Origin of the sequence: Mucilaginibacter sp. CAU 1740 (assembly GCF_039839285.1) — a bacterium.
GTDB lineage: Bacteria > Bacteroidota > Bacteroidia > Sphingobacteriales > Sphingobacteriaceae > Mucilaginibacter.
In genome coordinates this window covers 58,359-79,366 of sequence record NZ_JBDOQS010000011.1, presented here as the reverse complement: position 1 = coordinate 79,366, position 21,008 = coordinate 58,359, and the positions used below count along the sequence as shown (strand labels likewise).

The 21,008-nt window shown below is 43.5% G+C and carries 15 protein-coding genes; 10 read left to right on the top strand and 5 right to left on the bottom strand.

The annotated features are described in order from the left end of the window. Positions 1–429 precede the first annotated feature (429 nt). Genes AAFN85_RS22180 through AAFN85_RS22165 form a run of 4 tightly spaced genes read left to right on the top strand, consistent with a single transcriptional unit; the run spans position 430 to position 6,307 of the window. On the top strand, positions 430–789 hold the full coding sequence (locus AAFN85_RS22180) for a BlaI/MecI/CopY family transcriptional regulator (RefSeq protein ID WP_347529846.1): 360 nt from the start codon (positions 430–432) through the stop codon (positions 787–789). A 3-nt stretch (positions 790–792) separates the two neighbouring features. Then, positions 793–2,247, top strand: coding sequence for a M56/M15 family metallopeptidase (locus tag AAFN85_RS22175; protein WP_347529845.1), 1,455 nt, complete (start codon positions 793–795; stop codon positions 2,245–2,247). 49 nt (positions 2,248–2,296) lie between these two features. Beyond that, positions 2,297–4,747 carry an outer membrane beta-barrel protein gene (locus AAFN85_RS22170; RefSeq protein ID WP_347529844.1) on the top strand — a complete coding sequence of 817 codons (2,451 nt, stop codon included), beginning with the start codon at positions 2,297–2,299 and terminating at the stop codon, positions 4,745–4,747. 9 nt (positions 4,748–4,756) lie between these two features. Further along, positions 4,757–6,307: a family 10 glycosylhydrolase gene (locus AAFN85_RS22165; protein WP_347529843.1), complete on the top strand. Its 1,551-nt coding sequence runs from the start codon at positions 4,757–4,759 to the stop codon at positions 6,305–6,307. A 193-nt stretch (positions 6,308–6,500) separates the two neighbouring features. Here AAFN85_RS22165 and AAFN85_RS22160 read toward each other — a convergent pair whose 3' ends face one another. From AAFN85_RS22160 to AAFN85_RS22150, 3 genes are all read right to left on the bottom strand, one after another. After that, positions 6,501–7,601: a DUF3810 domain-containing protein gene (locus AAFN85_RS22160; RefSeq protein WP_347529842.1), complete on the bottom strand. Its 1,101-nt coding sequence runs from the start codon at positions 7,599–7,601 to the stop codon at positions 6,501–6,503. Positions 7,602–7,833: 232 nt separating this feature from the next. Then, positions 7,834–8,355: a DUF2911 domain-containing protein gene (locus AAFN85_RS22155; protein ID WP_347529841.1), complete on the bottom strand. Its 522-nt coding sequence runs from the start codon at positions 8,353–8,355 to the stop codon at positions 7,834–7,836. Positions 8,356–8,722: 367 nt separating this feature from the next. Continuing rightward, positions 8,723–8,929, bottom strand: a complete 207-nt coding sequence (locus AAFN85_RS22150; protein WP_347529840.1) for a hypothetical protein — start codon at positions 8,927–8,929, stop codon at positions 8,723–8,725. A gap of 298 nt (positions 8,930–9,227) precedes the next feature. Between AAFN85_RS22150 and AAFN85_RS22145 the strand changes: the two genes are divergently transcribed. After that, positions 9,228–9,875 carry a DUF47 family protein gene (locus AAFN85_RS22145; protein ID WP_347529839.1) on the top strand — a complete coding sequence of 216 codons (648 nt, stop codon included), beginning with the start codon at positions 9,228–9,230 and terminating at the stop codon, positions 9,873–9,875. A gap of 232 nt (positions 9,876–10,107) precedes the next feature. Here the strand turns inward: AAFN85_RS22145 and AAFN85_RS22140 are convergent, their stop codons facing one another. Next, positions 10,108–12,600 carry an outer membrane beta-barrel family protein gene (locus AAFN85_RS22140; RefSeq protein WP_347529838.1) on the bottom strand — a complete coding sequence of 831 codons (2,493 nt, stop codon included), beginning with the start codon at positions 12,598–12,600 and terminating at the stop codon, positions 10,108–10,110. Positions 12,601–12,747: 147 nt separating this feature from the next. Beyond that, entirely contained in the window at positions 12,748–13,161 is a 414-nt protein-coding gene (locus AAFN85_RS22135; RefSeq protein ID WP_347529837.1) for an EamA family transporter, read from the bottom strand. Positions 13,162–13,285: 124 nt separating this feature from the next. On the opposite strand from AAFN85_RS22135, the gene AAFN85_RS22130 reads away from it, so the two are divergent. The 5 genes from AAFN85_RS22130 (at position 13,286) to AAFN85_RS22110 (ending at position 20,996) form a co-directional block, all read left to right on the top strand. Then, the gene (locus AAFN85_RS22130; RefSeq protein WP_347529836.1) at positions 13,286–13,963 is read left to right on the top strand and encodes a response regulator transcription factor; all 678 of its coding nucleotides are present in this window, start codon (positions 13,286–13,288) and stop codon (positions 13,961–13,963) included. After that, positions 13,964–15,211 (top strand): HAMP domain-containing sensor histidine kinase, encoded by a 1,248-nt coding sequence (locus AAFN85_RS22125; protein ID WP_347529835.1) that lies wholly within the window; start codon positions 13,964–13,966, stop codon positions 15,209–15,211. It abuts the gene before it with no gap. A gap of 322 nt (positions 15,212–15,533) precedes the next feature. Next, positions 15,534–16,781 carry a TolC family protein gene (locus tag AAFN85_RS22120; RefSeq protein ID WP_347529834.1) on the top strand — a complete coding sequence of 416 codons (1,248 nt, stop codon included), beginning with the start codon at positions 15,534–15,536 and terminating at the stop codon, positions 16,779–16,781. Positions 16,782–16,783: 2 nt separating this feature from the next. After that, the gene (locus AAFN85_RS22115; RefSeq protein ID WP_347529833.1) at positions 16,784–17,713 is read left to right on the top strand and encodes an efflux RND transporter periplasmic adaptor subunit; all 930 of its coding nucleotides are present in this window, start codon (positions 16,784–16,786) and stop codon (positions 17,711–17,713) included. A 190-nt stretch (positions 17,714–17,903) separates the two neighbouring features. Further along, positions 17,904–20,996 (top strand): efflux RND transporter permease subunit, encoded by a 3,093-nt coding sequence (locus AAFN85_RS22110; RefSeq protein ID WP_347529832.1) that lies wholly within the window; start codon positions 17,904–17,906, stop codon positions 20,994–20,996. Positions 20,997–21,008 lie beyond the last annotated feature (12 nt).

The window sequence follows — 21,008 nt, the reverse complement described above, 5'->3', positions numbered from 1 at the left end:
TCCGTTTTCATTCAAATATTTACAATCGAGGTTTTTTAAAGGTAATTATTTAAAACATATCGCTAAAGCGGTATAGTTTTCTGTCGTGATTTTCAACGCCGGCACTCGTCGGCTTCTGAATAAAGAGCTTGGGTATACATTAAGCATGATATCTGAGGTTTAGTTGATTCAATATCATTTGAGACGTGATATTGTGTGCGTTCCGGGGTGAGATACGGAACGCATTTTTTATTTTAGGTCATTTACTTTGTGTCATTTTGCTGCGCGGTCATTTGGTCATTTTATTTAGCGTCATTGAGTCATTTTGCTGTGTATTATTTTACTTTGTGTCATTAGATCATTAAATCTTTTTTGTTTGTGGGAGAAGATAAAATCACCTATAACTTATTTTTCAGTTGTATAACTGAAAAATAAGTTATAGGTTTGGATATGGAAGAATTGACCAAAACCGAAGAGAAGATCATGCAGATCATGTGGGAACTCAAATCTGCTTTTGTTAAGGATATCATCGAACAGATGCCAGACGAGCCTAAGCCACCTTACAACACCATATCTTCAGTAGTGAGGCTTTTAGAAACCAAAGGCTACATAGGGCATAAGGCCTATGGAAAAACCCATGAATATTTTCCGACCATTAGCAAAGCCGCTTATCGCAAGCATTCGTTTAGCAAACTGATTACAAATTATTTTGATGGGTCGGCGCAGTCACTCCTATCTTTTATGGTGAAGGAAGAAACCTTATCTGATAAGGATATTGAAGAGATCCAAAAAATGATCGATAAACAATAAGGCATGGTATTATTTAACTATCTCGGCGCGGCGAGTGCCTGCATGGCAATCTGCTACACGCTTTATATATTGCTGTTTAGGCGGTTAACATTCTTTTCCGTAAACAGGTTTTATTTACTGTTTACGGTTGTGGTAAGCCTTATCATTCCTGCATTACACATCAAGGTTAGGGAAAATGAAACTATCAAAAAGATCAATCAAACCATAGCTATTTCACATGATAAATATCCCGAAGCGGAACATTTTATAGCCGATACGCAAGGGCAGGATAATGTTAACTGGTATTCGGTAGCCACAAGCATTTACATTGTTGTTTGCGTTATTATGCTGCTTAAAGCTGCTTATTTAATCCTGAAAATAGTAAAGCAAACGCGCCGGCATGGCGAGCGGATGGGGAATAACCTTGTTGTACTCGATCAAAGCAAAAGTAATTCGTCGTTCTTCCACGTTATTTTCATTTCCAACAATAATGTCGATGGGCAGGAGATGGAACAGATCATAGCACATGAAAAAACGCATGCCCGGTTGTTCCACTCGGCCGATAATCTTTTCATAGCGGTAGTAAAAGCCATTTTCTGGTTTAACCCTGTCATTTATCTTATTGCCAGAGCCTTGAACGAGGTGCATGAATTTGAGGTAGATAACGACTTAAAGCAGTTTTTCGATCCTAAAAAATATGCGTCCTTATTGCTTAGGTTATCATCACCAGCCGCAATGCAAATGACCAATCAATTCAGCGCTTATAGTTTAAAGCGAAGGGTTGCCATGCTCTTCAAGCCCAACTCTCCTGCCTTCAAATTATGGGCATACCTTGCTATTGTGCCTGTATTACTATTATCAGGATATTACTTCTCCACCGAAAAGGTTTATGGTAACGAATTATTGAAAAAACATTTTGTGTTGGTGTTGGATGCGGGGCACGGTGGCAGCCAGGAAGGCGCGATAGCGCCAGGCGGCTACCGCGAAAAAGACCTCAGTTTGCAAATAGTAAAGCAAATTAGTGACGCAGCCACCAAAAGGGGGATCCAAACCATCCTTACCCGCAACGATGACCACTATTTAGATTTACAAGGCCGGGTTACCAACAAGGCTGATGCCTTTATCTCCATACATTTAAATGCCCCTGGCGTGTGGACAAGGCATACCAACGGCATGGAGATACTGGTAGAAAGAAACTCCCTTTATCCTTTTTCGGGCAGATTAGCTGATAATGTAAAAAACTCCCTGCAACAATTGGAAACTGCAAACGCGAACCATGGCGTTGATATAACCGAAACCTCGCCAAACAATACCCTTTATGTTTTGCGCCATAATAAAGCCCCTGCTATATTGATTGAATTAGGGTTTATGACTGATAAGGCCGACCTTGATTATATCCTCAACACCAAAAACCAACACGAAATAGCTGAAAAGATCATCGACGCGGTGGTTACATATGGTAATCAAACAAAAAATTAAACTCGACTTCCGTAGTACTTAAAACTCCCCGAAACTAACATAATTGAATATGATGAAGGTGATCTTATCAGCCTTATGGCTACTGCTTTGCCTAAATGTTAGGGGGCAAACCATTTCTGCAAGCAAAGTTAACCCCGGAACAATTACCGGAACAATTGTAGCCGGGGAGACCGGGCAGCCGGTTGAAGGGGTGAGGATCATTCTCAAAAAGTCGGGTGATGGCACTTTCAACAAATCGACAGGAAGCGATAAATCGGGAGTTTTTAGGTTTGATAAGTTATCAGCCGGAACATACTCAATCAGCGTTAACCATATTGGATACCGAACATTTACAACCGAAGCATTGGTAATTAACTCTAACAATTCGGTGATCGATTTGAAGCAGGTCAAATTAACCATAGCAGACCATCAATTAAAAGAAGTTGTTATCACCAGCAAAAAAACATACACCGAGCAGAAAATAGACCGCACCATTGTAAACGTTAGTCAATTACTATCAAACACCGGCGTAAGCGCTGTTGAAGTTTTAAACAATGCTCCCGGCGTAGAGGTAAGTGATGACGGGATCTCGCTTAGAGGCAAACAAGGCGTAACCATTTACATTGACGGGCGACAAACTTTTCTGGATGGCGCGCAATTGTTAAACTATTTAAAATCACTCCCCTCCGGCACTATCGAAAAACTCGAGCTGATGCCTATCCCACCGGCAAAGTATCATGTAGAAGGTGGTGGTGGTTTGATCAATATCATTACCAAAAAAAATAAAACCGATGGCCTCAACGGAAGCTTCTCTGCCACACGCGGGCAGGGCCGGTACAGCAAAGCCAATTATAATTTAAACCTTAATTACAAAAACGGACGGGTAAATTTCTTTGGCAACGCGGGCTACTCATCCAACAACAGTTATTTTAAAGTGCAGCGAAACAGGTTGTTTAACTTTGCTGAACCTGCTAATAACTACTCCATTTACCAGGATAATTTTGAAACCAGTAATACTAAAAGCATCAATTACAAAACAGGTTTTGATGCCGATATTGACACAAACAATAGTGTTGGTTTGGTGGTAGATGGTTTGATAAGCCCCTACCGGGAAAAAGGCGATTACCTGTTGCAGTTTAGCCACACTGTACCCGATTCGTTGGTGAAAACTCAAAGTCACCTGAGCAGGCATACCGATGATGTTGCGCTCAACCTGTATTATCAGCATAAATTTAAAAAAGAGGGCGAAAACATCAGGATAGATGCCGATTACATGAATTACAGCGATAAGGCCGACCAGCAATTAAACAGCGACACTTATCTGCCCGGTAATTCAACGCTTTTAAACAACTATCAGTTGATCACCAAAAATCCTTTCAAAGCCAATGTTTACAGTTTAAAGGCCGATTATGAAACCAAAACTTTAGCCAACATCGGAGTATCTGCAGGGGTGCAGGCTATCTACTCACAAAGAAGCAGCAATGGTGTTTACTTTAATGGCGAAGGAACTCAAAATGATTCGCTAACCAGCAGAAATAGCTATAACGAACATATTAACGCCGCGTACATCAGCCTGAATAAAGAATTAAAAAGCTTGACAATTGAAGCTGGCCTACGGTTTGAAAACAGCAGTTCGAACGCGCGGCAGTATAATTATGCGGGTACTTCCTATCAGCCAATAAATATAACTTACAATAATTTCTTCCCCAAACTTTACGCGTTCTATAAACTGGATACCGCGGCTGTAAACACATTAAACTTATCGTTTGAAGCAGGGGTTGACCGCCCCGATTATTCAAGCCTTAACCCCTTCGCATTCTATTTTGACAGGTACACCAATTTCAGGGGCAATGCTTCGCTACTCCCGGAGCGAACTATGGATCTTGACCTGTCGTTTACGCATGCGGGGAGGTTAACCGTCGGCGCATCTTTCAGCAAAGGCAAAAACACCATTATCCAATACTATTACGTTGATGGGCAATCGTTGATCTGGACATCAGTAAACGTACCTACAAGGCATAACATAGCCATCTATTCAACAGTCAACCTCCCGGTTTTGAAATGGTGGACAGCCAATCTTTTTACCCAGGTATCTGACCGCATGTTTAGCGGACCAATATCCGGTAGTTCATCATTATATTCCCGGAAACTGGTTTTCCAGCTATCAGGAAACAATCAATTTAAATTTAACAACGGATGGAGCGCGGAAATAAGCGGCGCATACCGGACAAAAAACACCATTGGGCAGGGATACTATTTGCCTATTTACAGGGTTAATACAAGCGTACAAAAAAAGCTGCTGAACGGCAAAGGAACAATTACCCTTTCGGGGCTGGATATTTTTCACTCGTGGAAAATAAAGCGGGAAGTTAGTTTGACCAATGCCCTGCTTACCAGCACTAATTTTAATGATACCCGGCAGGTAAACCTTACTTTCGCCTACAGGTTTGGTATCGAGAGCAAAAAGCGTAAAAATAAAAGCGGCTTAGAAACTGAACGCGGCCGTGCCCGGGTTAATTAATAAAGAACGATGAAACTAAAGATCATATACGTTAGCTTATTGCTGATAACCATTACACAGGTTTTAACAGCACAAGTTGCCGATACCACCAAAACCAACACCCACCCCAAACGGGAACTGCGCGGCGCGTGGATAGCTACTGTTGAGAACATAGATTGGCCCAAAAAGCCCGGCGAACCGGCCGAACTACAACAGCAGGAACTTTTAACCATTTTAGATTCATTGCAGCACATTGGCATCAATGCTATATTTCTCCAGATCCGCCCGGCGGCTGATGCTTTTTATGCCAAAAGCCGGGAGCCATGGTCAAAGTGGCTTAACGGTAAACAGGGTGTAGCTCCCGATCCGTTTTATGATCCGCTGGCCTTTGCTATAACGGAGGCACATAAACGAGGCATGGAATTACATGCATGGATCAACCCCTATCGCGCCACCAACAATGCCAAATACAATGAATTAAGTCCGCAACATATTACTAATATAAAACCCGGTTGGTTTTTCCAGTACGGCGGCATGAAGCTATTTAACCCCGGTCTGCCTGAAGTGAGGGAATACATTGTAAAAGTGGTTTTGGATATCATGAACAACTATGATATTGATGGCATCCACATGGACGATTATTTTTACCCATACCAGGTGAAAGGACAAATAATAGCCGATGGCCAGGCTTTTCGCGATCATAGCAACGGGTTTACAGACATCAAAAATTGGCGGCGAAATAATGTAGACCTGCTGGTAAAAATGCTTTCAGATAGTATCCGCAGTTACAATACACATATCAAATTTGGTGTAAGCCCTTTTGGGATTTGGGCCAATAAGTATCAAAATCCCGCTGGTTCGGATACGCACGGCGGCGATTCCTATTATGAACTTTATGCTGATGCGAGGAAATGGGTAAAAGAAGGTTGGGTTGACTATGTTGCCCCGCAACTTTACCGCCCCTTAAACGACAGGCTAATGGCTTTTAACGTACTGGTAGATTGGTGGGCCGATAACACCTATAACCGGCATTTGTACATTGGCCACGCCCCCTACCGCATCATCGAAAGCAAACTGCCGGGCTTTAGAGAAGCCTCGCAACTACCCAACCAGGTAAAATATCTCCGCAACAACCCTCGGGTACAGGGCAGCATTTACTACAACACAAATTCATTACTACAAAACCCACTTGGCTTTGCCGATAGTTTAAAACGCAACCTTTATCGCTATCCGGCCCTACCCCCTGCCATGCTCTGGCGCGATTCGATCGCGCCTAATCCCCCTAGCGAGGTAAGTGCTGTAGCAGAAACCGGTGCCATCAAATTAACATGGCAAGCACCTGATACAGCCAAAGACAATGAACCCGAATACGGCTATGTGATCTACCGCTTTGATCAAAACGACGATCTGATCAGCACCGAACATCCGGAGAACATAATACACATGCAATTCAATACTGATTGTTTTTTCGTGGATAAGAGCGTTATTAAGGGTGCAACTTACAGATATGTGGTAACCGCTATAGACAGGATCAAGAATGAGAGCGAACATTCCATACCTGTGATCATCAAAGTAGAATGAGGCGGGCTTTTATTTCTTTCGTAGAGACGCATCACATGCGTCTCCCGCGTGCAATTTACGGGTATCGAGAGAGATTTGCGTGGCCGCTTGTTCTACGGGAGACGCATGTGATGCGTCTCTACATGAAAAAACCATGAACAGTTATTAAAGATAGCCATCAAACAAAATGACCTAATGACGCGCAGCCAATGACTTAATGACTCAAAGACGGCCACCGCTCCTTATACGCCGCCATTACCAGCAGCACCATGCGGTTATAGGTTTCGAGGCCCTGAGGCTGATTATTGGCCTTCAAGAAATTATCATAAAAAACACTGCTGATAGCGCTGAGCTTGTTTTGATAGGCACGCCAGTACTCGCGTTCAATTTTGTAATCGTTTTTTACATCTGCACTGATCAGGGCTTTTAACTCCTTGTGGGCTACGGTATCCCGCCCCCCGAGCGAATACATAAATTCCTGCACGGCCAGGTGATAGGCCGAATAGCGCAACAGCCTATCGTGCGAGTGGGTGGCTACAACAAAACCTGCGAAATCAGCTTCATCTTCGGCACCGTAACCCATCTGGTGCGACATTTCGTGGCAAACCACAAAGGGCCTGTTAAAAACCGGCATCTGGTAGTTTACCTGCGCCTCGGATGTAAAAGGGTTAAAGTAACCTGATGTACCGATATAATTAAGCAAGGGAGTTAATATGGATGGTTTGATATCAGGATCGTAAGCCCTGAAATTAGCAGAATCTTTACTTAACGATCGGATAGCATAACGCGCTGTATTATAAATGTGAGTGTTGCTTTGAGCCATATCTGCATGGGTTACTTTAGCGCGGGTTGCATTAACGCTATCTATCAGTATTCGGGTTACAGCCTTTAGATCGGCAGTTGTAAATGAAGTATCCCGCAGGTTTAAACGTACCGAAGCCGGTTCCCTGAAATAATTCATCCCCCAAAAAAGATAAAACGCTAACACAGCCGATTGCACCCCGATAATTAAACCAAGAAATAAGTGCCCCGCTTTTTCAAACCGTTTTTTAAACAACAATACTATCAGCCTGATGAAAGCATAAATCAGGTAAATAACTACCCCGATGTAAACTATATCGCCAACGCTAAAAGGAAAAATGTTTAGAAAAGGATGAAATACCCTGGAAACGCCAATATAAAAGCCTTTTGAATAATAGCTTTCAACCGCGGCGGGATGCCTGGCCAACAACATGAGCAAAAAAATAACCAGGGCCAAAACCAGTATGGCGACAATCTTTTTTATAATAGGTTTATTATTGGAACGACGGCGCATTTATGAGGTAAATATAATGCTTATGAACCATGATTTTTAGGATTATTGGATCAACTTGATGTCAGAACCGGGATTTGGGGAGATTTTTAGGATGAGCAGGATTAGCATGAATCCCATAAATCTCAAAAATCGCCCCAAATCCCGGTTCTGACAAAAACTTCAAAACCAAAGCTCCAAAAAAAGGCCCCGTTTCCGGGGCCTGAAATTGTAAAAAGTAAGGTATAGAATATCGTTATTTAACCGAAACCGGTACTACGATCTTATCCCAAAACAGGCAGAAGCTTTTTGCATCAACTGTGTAAACCAAACGCTCGTGCATTGGTGCGGCTTTGGTTTTTACGGTTACGCGTAAAGCGTCTTCTTTATCATCATATTTGTAAGCTCCCCATTGTTTGGCCACTTTGTTAAAAATAACTGTCCAGGTACCGTTTTCGGCCGGGATTAGGAAAAAGCCGTAAGTACCGGCAGCAAGTGCTTTACCTTCAACTTTAATATCTTTAGTAGTGGTAAAAGTAGTTGCCTCGTTAGCACCGGCACGCCATACTTTACCATAAGCCTCTAAACCACCCCAAATTTTACGGCCTTTTACCGACGGGCTTCCGTAGTTAATAGTAATTGTTGAACCTGCAGCAGTACCACTTACGCTATCGCGCGGACTTGCGATAGGTTTAGCATCCTGCGCAAAAGCAAAAGTTGATACCAATAAGGCGAAAGCAAACAGGAATGCCGCCTTAAGTTGAAATGATTTTTTCATAAAGTTTCTCATGATTTAATTACGATAAAGATAAACTGAATTTTGGTTTAATAGCAACTATTACGGCAAATACCCCCAACAGGTGATTTTAACATATAAAACCGCTCAAATAACATGCTACAACTAAAACCAATATTATAATGTGTTGTTAAATAATGTAGAAAAGTCGCATTGCAGTTAGGAATACACCGGAGGGATTCATAGCCCAAAGGTTAAACAATTGTTGTGGTTTTTTTACCCTGCCCACCGTGGCAGGGTTTTTTATTGCTCTTTTAATGCCTCGCCCAATAGGCATAGTTATTACCATACAACACAATTATTGTTGGTTCGGGTTATTAAATCCCTGGTATATAGCAGCTCTGTAGCTTCATCGCGTCAGTTCCGCGTCCTGCTTCATTTCTTCCCAATACAAAGTTTCAAGGTATATGCCGTTTTGGATGGCTACGCGGGCGCGTATTTTTTCCAGCTCGGTCCTGATCTCTTCATCACTAAGCATCCTGCTTAACGAATGGTAATAAATGGCGTAACCAGTGCGGCTGTTTACGCATTTATAATGTTTATCCCCGGCTTTCATGATATATAAGCTTATTAAAAGATAATAGTGCCTGGGCCCATATTGTTTCAATTAAACTTAAATGTTACAAAATTTCTTTCCGATGCAATAGCATTTCTCCACGCTTAAAGTCAATTACTTATAGCATAAAACACAGTCAGGTCAACTGTTTTTTTACATTGCCTTAACCATTCTTAACATTAACTTAACACAACGCATCGTTTTAATAGTTACTTTTACGCACTGACAATTTATAGAGACATAGTTTAAAGTCCACTTAGTATAACTACTGTAAATTCACGACTGATAAAACAGATCAATGAAGAGCTCAAACTCAAAATCGATATTCCCAAGTTCAAACCAGCTTTTTTACGATTTATTTAACGACGCGGCAGCTAACGTTACCGAAATGGCCCGCCTGCTTGATGAAGCCGTTAATTCGCCAACATCGTACGAGCAAAAGTTTAATTTTGCCCATATTGATAAGCTGAAATTTAAAAGCTACGAAATCACCCACCGGGTTTTTAACGAATCGGGACGCATGTTGATCTCGCCTTTTGGCCGTAAAGACATGTGTGACCTGGCCTCGGCTATTGATGACGTGGCTGATAGGATCACGATGGCTGCACGCCGTATTAACCTGTACAACGTTCCGGCTATTACCCAGCCCATCATAAACCTGGCAGGCCTGATCTTAACGGCCAGCACAGAACTTGAAAAGGCGGTAAATACCATGAACGAGCTAAGCCGTTCTGCCGAAATATTCGAAACATGTGCCAATATTAAGCGCATAGAGGCAGATGCCGACCGCGTTTACAACACTGCCTTTGCCGATTTACTGGCCAACCAAACAGATGCTATCGAACTAATTAAATACACCGACGTATTTGTAGCCATGGAAACCGCTACCGATGCCTGTGAGGATGCTACGTTGATTATTGAAAGTATTTTGATAAAGATGGGGTAATTGCCCGGATATTATAAAACAAAAAAAGCGATGAGTGATCATCGCTTTTTTTGTTTGGTGCAGACCTATCGCCGGGTTTATTCACCCCGACATCGCTGCGCTTGTCACCCCTCTCTACGCTTCGCGTAAAGAGGGGATTTTTAATTTTTTTATTGTTTTTCTTACCCTCTTTATCCGGAGGATAGAGAGGGTGGTCCAGCGAAGCGTAGACCGGGTGAGTAAACTCTACGCCTTACTTCCCTCTATCCTGACCCGGCCCGTTATCTCCCCCGTTGTTATCGCGGTTATCATCGCCTTTCTCTTTATCCTTCTTAAATTCAAGTTTACCAAACTTATAGCTTAAGCTGATGCCGAAAGATTGCACCGGCACCAACCGCTCGTTAGTTGCATAAAAGTTACTGCCGAAGGTTGATGAACTCTGACTAACATATTTGGCGAAAGGGTTAGTAGCAGTCAAGCCAATACTTGCCTTTTTATCCCAGAACATTTTACGCATGGCAAAGTTGTAAAACACAAATTTTGGATTAGTGCCCTGGATACCTTTTTGCGATGAGTTGTAGTTACCAAAAAATTCGGCACTTAAATCATGACCAAAGCTGTATTGCGCGTTTAAGTTTAAACGGTAAGCAAAAGCGTTTACGGTAGCGAAACCTGGGTTGGTTGAACGCCTGTTGCTGAATATCATATTGGTACGTACGCTCAGTTTACTGGTAAGCGGTACCGAAGCGTAAATATTGATACCCTGCCTGTCTTCCGAGCCTATGTTGTAGCGTTGGTTAAATGATACACCTTTATATACCCTATTGTTTACCATCAACGAATCATAATAGGTGGTAAGCTGCTGGATATCATCTGTATTGTGACGATAAAACGCCGCGATGTTAATGTTAGCCCCTTTATCGAAAGATTTGTTGTAGCCTAACTCAAAGTTATCGCCTTTTTCGGGCTTCAGGTTCGGATTACCGGTGTTAATGTTATGCGGATCGCTGATGTTGAGGAAAGGGTTCAGGTCGCCATAATCCGGACGCTGGATGCGGCGGGTATAGCTTAACTTAACTGATTGCGAACTGTTGCTACCAAACTTGTGCGAAAACACCAGCGATGGCACCAAAATATTATAATTAGGGATATTTACTCCCTGAAAATCTGCCTTAGTGGTAGTGTACTCATCCCTTAAACCGCCTTTTACATCTAAAAAACTATTAAACAACGATGCCGAAGCCGACAAGTAATAGGCATATATTTTACGGTTGTAAGTAAAGCCATAAGTTTGATTTGGGTCAAGATTAAGGCCGCCATCGGTTGCCAGGGTATCGGTTACTACATTATTGTTAATGTGGTTAAAATCGAGTTTTCCGCCGGTTTCGATGGTTACTTTTTTACTTACAGGATGGGTGTAATCGATAGAGATATTGGTTTCACGATCTTTACCGGGGTTATTGTTGGAGATACCTGTTGAAGGTTTTACACCGTTCAAATAATCCTGCACCTGCGATGAACTGAAGCTGTTGTTACCAAAGCTTTCGGTGTAAAGGATGTCCAGCTCCTGTCCTTCTTTATCAAATGTTTTTTTGTAGCCGATGCTAACATCCGTTGAGCGGCCGTTAAATTTACTACTTGAGTTACGGATATCGGCAGTATCAGAAATAAACGCTCCCGAGGCCGAAACTATCCTCGAATCTTCATTGGTGATACCATTACCATGGTTACCAAAATGGTTAAAATCTACACCGGCAGTAATGTTATCATGCTTGCTGATATCCCAATTAAAGTTAATGCCCGATTCATAACCATTACGCTTAAAGTTATTTGAACCCTGTTGGAAAAACGTTGTTTGATTTGCATTTCCATCAGTTGATACACGGTTACGTGTATAAGGCGCGTTGGTATTGATCTGGGCGTTGCCGCTAAAAAAGGCGTTCACCCCAAAGTTACCTTTACGGGCGTTTAAGTTAAACGAGCCATTTTCACGACGGGTACCGGCAGAAAGGTTAAACGAACCATTGATGCCCTGAACCTTGCTATCCTTCAAAATAATATTTACGATACCGCCTGTACCGGCAGCATCATATTTAGCCCCCGGACTGGTAATTACTTCAATGCTTTTGATCTGGCTGGCCGGGATGCTGGCCAAAGCATCGGCCAGGCTCGCGCCAAAAATGCTTGATGGCTTACCGTTGATGAGGAAACGAATATTGGCATTGCCCTGCAACTCTACGTTACCATCAATATCAACAGTAATTTGGGGTACTTTTTTCAATACATCGATAGCTACCCCGCCTTGCGCGCTCAAATCGTTTTGAGGGTTGTAAACCATTTTATCAATGCGGTTTTCAACCGTTGGTACTTTGGCGGTAATGGTTACGCCTTTAAGCTCGTTGGCGGTAGGCGCCAGTTTAATTTCGCCTAAAGCTAATGTAGCGCCATCTTTTACCATTACATGTTCTATGATGGCTTTTTGGTAACCTAAAAACTCGGCTGTTACTTTGTACTCTCCGGCCGGGATATTACCAATACTGAAATTTCCTTTAGGGTCGGTACTGATGCCGTTAAACGGCGAAGTTGCACCTTGTTTAAATATGGATACTGTAGCATAATCAACCGGTAGTTTGGTAGTGGCATCGGTAACTTTTCCGGTTATTTTCCCCTTTGTTGCTGGGGCAGTTTGGGCTTGTGTGGTGGTTATAAAAATGAATGAAAATAGTATAACAAAAACAGACTTCATTATATAGTTGTGCATAGTTTAACCACAAAGATGCTATGAAAGATTGGATTAAAACTGGATTTGCCTTTGTTGAAGTGTATTTGTTACAATATGATTTTGCAGTGTATACATGCTTGTTACATTGTATATAAGCCTGTTACATAAAAATTAGAATATCAATACAATTGTGCCTCCAATGATGAGCAATGCCCCTATCGAATTTTTGAGCGTAAGCGGCTCGCCTAAAAATAAAACCGATAACGCAATGGCCAGCGCTACACTCAATTTATCAACGGGTGCCACCTGAGTTACCTTACCCAATTGCAGCGCGCGGAAATAAAAGACCCATGATAATCCGGTAGCACATCCTGAAAGTATAAGAAAGATCCAGTTGGTTTTAGTAAGGCTGCTAATTCCGCTATGCCCGCCTTTAAAAAGGGCAATACCCCAGGCCAGTATCAATATCACCACGGTACGGATGGCGGTAGCCAGATCGGTATCTACCCCTTTAATACCTATTTTAGCAAATATGGCTGTAAGCGCCGCGAAAAGCGCCGATAGTAATGCGTAGATCCACCACATAATAATTGAATTTGATGTTTAACTTGCAACAAGTTAGCGGCAAATTTGATTATCCATTCTGTAGTAAATCTGAAAAATCCAGAATCTGTACAAATTGCCTCTATACCTTTAACCTAAAAAAGTTTTGAAGATACTTATTGTTGAAGATGAAGAAGGCCTGCGCGAGAGTATAGAAGAGTACTTTGCCGAGGCCGGCAATATTTGCGAAACCGTAGCAACCTACCAGGCCGCGCTATCTAAAATACAGCTATACCGTTATGATTGTATCCTGCTGGATATTACCCTGCCTGGCGGCAACGGCATCGATATATTAAAAACCCTTAAGGCCAATGAGTTTCCGGATGGCGTACTGATCATCTCGGCCAAAAACTCGCTGGATGACCGCCTGCAAGGCCTCGACCTTGGTGCCGATGATTACCTGGTAAAGCCCTTCCACCTTTCGGAACTGAAAGCGAGGGTATCGGCTATTGTGCGCCGCAAAATGTTTAATGGCAGCAACGTACTTAATTTTAATGAGTTGAGTATCGACCTGATGGCCAAAACAGTAACCGTTAATGGCACGCCGGTAAAATTTACCCGTAAAGAACTTTCGTTGCTGATTTACTTTATCAGCAATAAAGGTAAAGTAATTTCCAAAAACGCTATTGCCGAGCATTTATGGGGCGATGGCATTGATATGGCCAACAACTTCGATTTTATTTATTCGCACATTAAAAATGTTCGTAAAAAAATAATGGAGGCGGGCGGCAAGGATTATATTTATGCCGCCTATGGCATGGGCTATAAATTTGCCGATCAATAAATGAAACTATCCGAAAGGTACAACCGGGTAAACTTAATTGCCACCGTAGTTATCATGCTGATAACAGGAGCCATTTATTACCTGGCCATTAGCCTTATACTTACCGACCAGAAAGATAAATCGCTGGAGGTTGAGGAGCAGGAAGTATTTGATTACGTAAAACTTAACCATCGCCTGCCCCAGGTTTTTGAATCGAAGGATCAGCAGATCAGCTTTACTTCGGCCGAGCCTAATTCTATCAAGCGTGAGTTTATCAATACCGAATACTACCGTGAAAAGGATGAGCCGGAATCGGGCCGGGGCCTTATCAGTTCGGTTACTGTAAACGGAAGATATTACAGGATCCAAATTGTAGAATCGAAAGTAGAAACTGAAGATCTGATCCAGATCATTTTCGGGATCACTATCGGGGTTATCCTGTTATTGTTACTGGTTTTACTCATCACCAACCGACTCATATTAAGCAGGCTTTGGCAACCTTTTTATAACATCGTTGGCGAACTGAAACAATTTAAAGTTACCGACAACAACGACATCGCCCCCCTCAATACCCGGATAGATGAATTTAACGACCTGCACCAGGAAGTAACCGCCATGGCCGAACGCGTTAAGCGCGATTATAAAGACCTTAAAACGTTCACTGAAAATGCCTCTCACGAGCTGCTTACCCCTATCGCGGTGATCAACTCCAAATTGGATACGCTGATCCAGACAGAAAATTTCAGTCCGCAGCAAAGTAAGCTTTTGGGCGATCTGTATGGTGCTGTAGCCCGTTTAACCAGACTTAACCAATCGTTGTTACTATTGGTTAAGATAGAGAACAAACTGCTTACCGATCAGCAAAGCATCAACCTGAAAGAACTTATTGAAGAGCTGCTATATCAGTTGGAGGATATCTTCAGCGATAAGATGATCACCATTTCGGCCTCGCTCCAGGATAAGGAAATAACGGCCAGCCGGTACCTGATCGATATTTTGCTCAACAACCTTATTATTAACGCAGTGAGACACAACCACGAAGGCGGCGAGATCATCGTTAATCTTACAGCAGACAGCCTCAGCGTAAAAAACACCGGAGAAAGTAATCCCCTGGATAACGAACGTATTTTTACCCGTTTCCATAAATCATCAACATCAGAAGGCAGTGGGCTGGGGCTTACCATCTCCAAACAGATCTGCGAAAGTTTAGGTTATGAACTGGTTTACAGTCATGAAGCACCTCATCATAGCTTCATGGTTAAGTTTTAATTTTGATAGGAGTTTTTATGTAGAGACGCATAATTGCGTCTCCCGTATGCAAGGCAAGCTTAATAATTCGCTGTCCGAAGTCTCTGACTTCGGACGATTATGCATGTAGTCTGTGACTACAGTATGTAGTTGCAAACTACATACATAGTTAATTCGAAGTCAGAAACTTCGAACAGCGAACAACGTGCATTAGCATTAACAGACGGACGTGACGTGTTTCTACAAGAAACCATTATTTTTAATAAGTCTTTAAGGTAGCCGTACCAATTTTTTCCAGAATTATGCTTTAGCTTAGCTATTATTTAACACAATACACATTATTTTGAATACCCTTATCAAATGGTTTTTCTGCTTAGCGTTATGCTTATATAGCTTTGTAACACAGGCTCAAACCTATAATCTTGATCATTACCTGGAGCTGGCCAAAAGCAACAGTCCGCTGTTGAAAGACCTGCAAAACCAGATAGCTTCCGGGCAGTTGGATAGTATGCGCATTAAGGCCGGTTATAGGCCGCAGGTAAGTGCCAACAGCAGCGGCTTATATGCACCGGTTGCGGGCGGATATGGTTACGCACCCGCTATTACCAACGAACATACTTTGGCCGCTTTAATGGGCGTTAACCAATCGCTGGATAGCAAAAAAAATATCGCCGCGCAGATAGATGCCGTTAAGCTACAATCACAAACCATCAGCAATACGGCTAAGATCTCTGAGCAGGATCTGAAAAAAGCTGTCACCGCCCAATATATAGCCGCTTACGGTAGCCTTCAGCAGGTAAAATTTAACCAGGATGTGATAGCCCTGCTTAGTCGCGAAGAAAACCTGCTCAAAAAACTTACCCGTACCAATGTTTACCGCCAAAGCGATTACCTAACTTTTTTGGTTACCCTCAAACAACAGGAGCTAACACTATCGCAGGCACGGTTACAGTATAAAAACGATTATACCACGCTTAATTACCTAACCGGCATTACCGATACCAGTTATGTAGAACTGCTGGACCCCATACTGCAAAAAAAGCCATCAGTAAACGCGACCAGTAGCATCTTTTATAATCAATATAAAACCGATAGTTTAAAAACGGTAAACAGCCGGGCTTTGGTAGATTTTAGCTACAAGCCCAAAATAAACCTGCTGGCCGACGGCGGCTACAACTCTGATTTTTCAAGCGGACCAGCTTATAAAAACTTCGGCGTAAGTGTTGGATTCAGCTTCACCCTGCCGCTATATGATGGTGGCCAGCGTAAGATCCAGTATCGTAAGCTCTCGCTTGAGGAAGATACCCGCCGCACGTATAAAGCCTTTTTCGACAGGCAATACCGGCAGCAGATAGCACAGCTGGACCAGCAGATCATCGGCAGCGAACAACTCATAGCACAGATAGATGAGCAAATGAAATACACCGAGAGCCTGGTAAAAGTGGATACCCAACTGATGCAGACCGGCGATGTGCGCGTAGCCGATCTGGTGCTGGCCATTAACAATTACCTCGCTATCAAAAACCTTAAAACACAAACCAATATCAACAGGCTGCAACTCATCAATCAGCTAAACTACTGGAACAAATAACTATGAAACCCAAACATATATACCTTACTGCCTGCATATTGGCAAGCTTATACGGCTGCAAGGGCAATACCCAACCTGCAGACGATACAGCCGGAGATGGCGCCTCAGCACAAACCCCGGTTACCGTAACTACAATAAGCGATAGCGCCATGGTTGATTATATCGACCTTAACGCCACTTCTGTTTTTCAGCAAAAAAACATTGTAAAAGCCAATGCCAATGGGTATGTGCAAAAGGTAAATGTACTGCCAGGCCATTCGGTTAGTACGGGAGAGCTTCTTTTCAGCATAAAAACCAAAGAGGCGCAAAGTATAGGGAACAGCATTAACGTGCTGGATACCACATTCAAATTCTCGGGTGTTAACAAAATAAAAGCGCCCGGCAATGGCTATGTTACCCAGCTCAATCACCAACAGGGCGACTACGTACAGGACGGCGAGCAACTGGCTGTAATAAGTGACCGATCAAGTTTTGCCTTCGTAATGCAGCTGCCTTATGAGCTTCGCAGTTATTTAAAAAACAACCAGGATGTACAGCTAACCCTGCCCGGCGGCGAAAAAATAACAGGCCAGGTTGCATCCTTGATGCCAGCGGTAGATTCGCTTTCGCAAACACAGGGCATTGTGATCAAGGTTAATAGCGGCAACCCTATCCCTGAAAATCTGGTAGCCAAAGCCCGTATTATTAAAACTATCAGACCGCACACGACATCACTACCAAAATTGGCCCTATTGAGCAACGAAACACAAACCGAGTTTTGGGTAATGAAACTCATCAACCCAACAACCGCGGTTAAAACCCAAGTAACTAAAGGCATTGAGACCGGTGATAGAGTGGAAATATTAACACCAAAATTTTCGGCAAGCGATAAAATTGTGATAACGGGGAATTATGGCCTGGCAGATACTGCCAAGGTAAAAATTACACCATGACGAAGTTGACTCACCCCGACATCGCTTCGCTTGTCACCCCTCTCTGCTTCGCAAAGAGGGGGAAGCACAATATCTTAGTTTTCCTTACCCTCTTTATGCGAAGCATAGAGAGGGTCGGCCAGCGCAGCGTAGCCGGGGTGAGTAAAATCGCCGCCTTGCAACACGCCCGCAATAACCAAACATTGCTAACATGAACCAGCAAAAAAACTATTTCATAACGCACCGCAAGCCTTTGGGGCTTGTACTGGCGCTCATTATAATGGGTGGGCTGTTTGCCTATTCCAAACTGCAAACCTCACTTTTCCCCGAGATCACGTTTCCGAAGATCAAGATCATTGCCGACCAGGGTTTACAGCCTGTAAACAAAATGATGGTTACAGTCACTAAGCCGTTAGAGAATGCCATTAAACAGGTGCCCGATCTGCAATTGGTACGCAGCACTACCAGCCGCGGTAGTTGCGAGATCTCGGCCCTTTTTAACTGGAATGCCGATATCGATCTAAGCCAGCAACGCATCCAATCCAGCATCGATCAGATCAGGAATGATCTCCCTGCCGATGTTAATATCAGCGTGGCCAAAATGAACCCCTCCATTTTACCTGTAAGCGGTTACACTTTGGAGAGCCATAATTTATCGCCTATAGAGCTGAGGCAACTGGCTACTTATACGGTAAAACCATTTCTATCACAGGTTGATGGTGTATCCGAGGTTAGGGTTATTGGCGGTAAATTAAAAGAATATTGGCTTACGCTTGATCAGGAAAAAATGACGGCCTTGGGCCTTACGCCTGATATTATCAGCACCACGCTGGCTACTACCAACTTTGTTAAATCGGAAGGTTACCTGTCGGATTATAAGCGCATGTACCTCACCGTTACCGATGCTACCATTAACGCCAAAGACCAACTGGAGCAGCTGGTGATCAGCAATAACCGTAAACGTGTGGTGCGATTGGTTGACTTTGCCACTATACAGGTAAACGAGGGCATCGAATACACCCGTATCAACGCCAACGGGCACGATGGGGTTTTGATAGCGGTGATCAAACAGCCCAATGCCAACCTCATTTCAGTGAGCAATGACATGGCCGATAAGGTGGATGCACTGAAAAAAGTTCTGCCGAAAGGAGTAACTATCAGGCCATACTATATCCAGGCCGATTTTGTGAATGATTCAGTAAAAAGTGTGAGCGACAGCCTTTGGATAGGCTTACTGTTAGCCATCATCGTAGCTATTATCTTCCTGCGCTCGGTTAAGGCCAGCGTTACTATCCTAATCACCATTCCGGTAACCCTGGGCTTATCATTGCTGATACTTTACTGGCTGGGCTATACCTTTAATATCATGACTTTGGGGGCAATTGCAGCTTCGATAGGTTTAATTATTGACGATGCTATTGTGGTGGTAGAACAGATTCACCGCGTACACGAAGAACACCCAGATGAGCTGAGCAGCCACCTGGTGCGCAAGGCTATCGATTACCTATTCCCCGCTATGGTGGGTTCGTCCATCAGTACCATTGTAATTTTTATTCCTTTTGTGTTGATGAGCGGCGTGGCGGGGGCATACTTCAAGGTGCTTACCGATACCATGATCATCTCGCTGCTCTCTTCGTTTTTTGTAACATGGATAGGGCTGCCGGTAATTTACCTGCTCATCACCAGTAAACCCAAACTGAAACAAAACACCAAAGCCAAACACGAAGAATTACACACCGTAAAGCAGCAAAAATGGGTAAGCTTTTTTATCCTGAGGCCTTATGTTAGTATCATCATCGTAGCAGCGCTTACGGCAGTTATTGTGATCGTGCCCTCGCTATTAGAAACCGGTTTTTTGCCCGATATGGACGAAGGCAGCGTTGTGCTCGACTACAAATCGCCTCCCGGCACATCGCTGGAGGAAACCGACCGGATGCTGAAACAGATAGAAAAGCAAATTGTAAAAGATCCGGACGTAAGCGCTTATTCTCGTCGTACCGGCACCCAAATGGGCTTTTTTATCACCGAACCCAACAGCGGCGATTATCTTATCCAACTAAAAAAAGACCGTACCAAAAGCACCGAAGAAGTGATCAGCGATCTGCGTAAAATGGTATCCGAAACCCAGCCAGCCCTCGAAGTAGAGTTTGGCCAGGTAATAACCGATATGCTTGGCGACCTTACCACCTCGGCCGAGCCGATAGAGATCAAAGTATTTGGCGATAACCAGCAGACCTTGCAAAGCTTATCCCGCCAGATTGCCGGGCTGGTTGAAAAAGTTCCGGGCACGGCCGATGTGCTTCCGGGCATTATCATAGCAGGTCCTACAGTAAGCATCCAACCCCATTACAGTAAACTGGCACAGTTTGGCATTACCGCTGCCGATTTGCAAATGCAGGTGCAAACCGCTTTGGAGGGGAATGTAATAGGTAGCCTGTTAGAGAAAGAACAGCTTTCCCCCATCCGCATGGTTTATCCGGGGAACCGTGCACTTAATGTTAATGGCATCCACAATCTGCGTGTATTTCTGCCCAATGGTAAATTGATCCCGATAACCGAACTCGCATCGGTAGAGTTAAAAGAAGGTGACGCCGAGGTGAACCGCGAAAACCTGCAAAGCATGAACGTGATCAGCGCACGTTTAGAGGGAAGCGATCTGGGCACAGTAATCCCGGCTATCCAAAAAACCATACAAGATCATGTTAACCTGCCAAGCGGCTACCACGTAGAATATGGCGGCGCATACGCGCAACAGCAGCAATCCTTTAAAGAATTATTGATGATATTGATTACCGCCTGCGCGCTGGTTTTTGGTGTGATCTTATTCCTGTTCAGGCAGTTCAGGATAGCTATACTTATTTTAGTGATCGGCATATTGGGTATTGCCGGCAGTTTCCTGGCCTTGTATCTTACCGCCACTCCGCTTAACGTTGGCAGTTATACCGGCCTCATCATGATTGTAGGTATTATTGGCGAAAATGCCATTTTTACCTTCCTCCAGTTTAAAGAAAGCGCGCTCGAAAACCATAACCATGATATTGACGCGGCCATAACCTTTGCTATCAGCACCCGCCTGCGCCCAAAACTTATGACGGCTTTAGGGGCTATCATCGCCTTAATGCCGTTGGCTTTAGGCATTGGCGCGGGGGCACAACTGCATCAGCCTTTGGCCATTGCGGTAATTGGTGGTTTTTTAGCTGCATTACCCTTATTGCTTATTGTTTTACCGGCCATGCTGCGGATCTTGTACCGCAAAGGGTTTGCAGAACACCCCGACCAATTAAATGAACCGCAAAAGGTATAGTACAGCATTTTT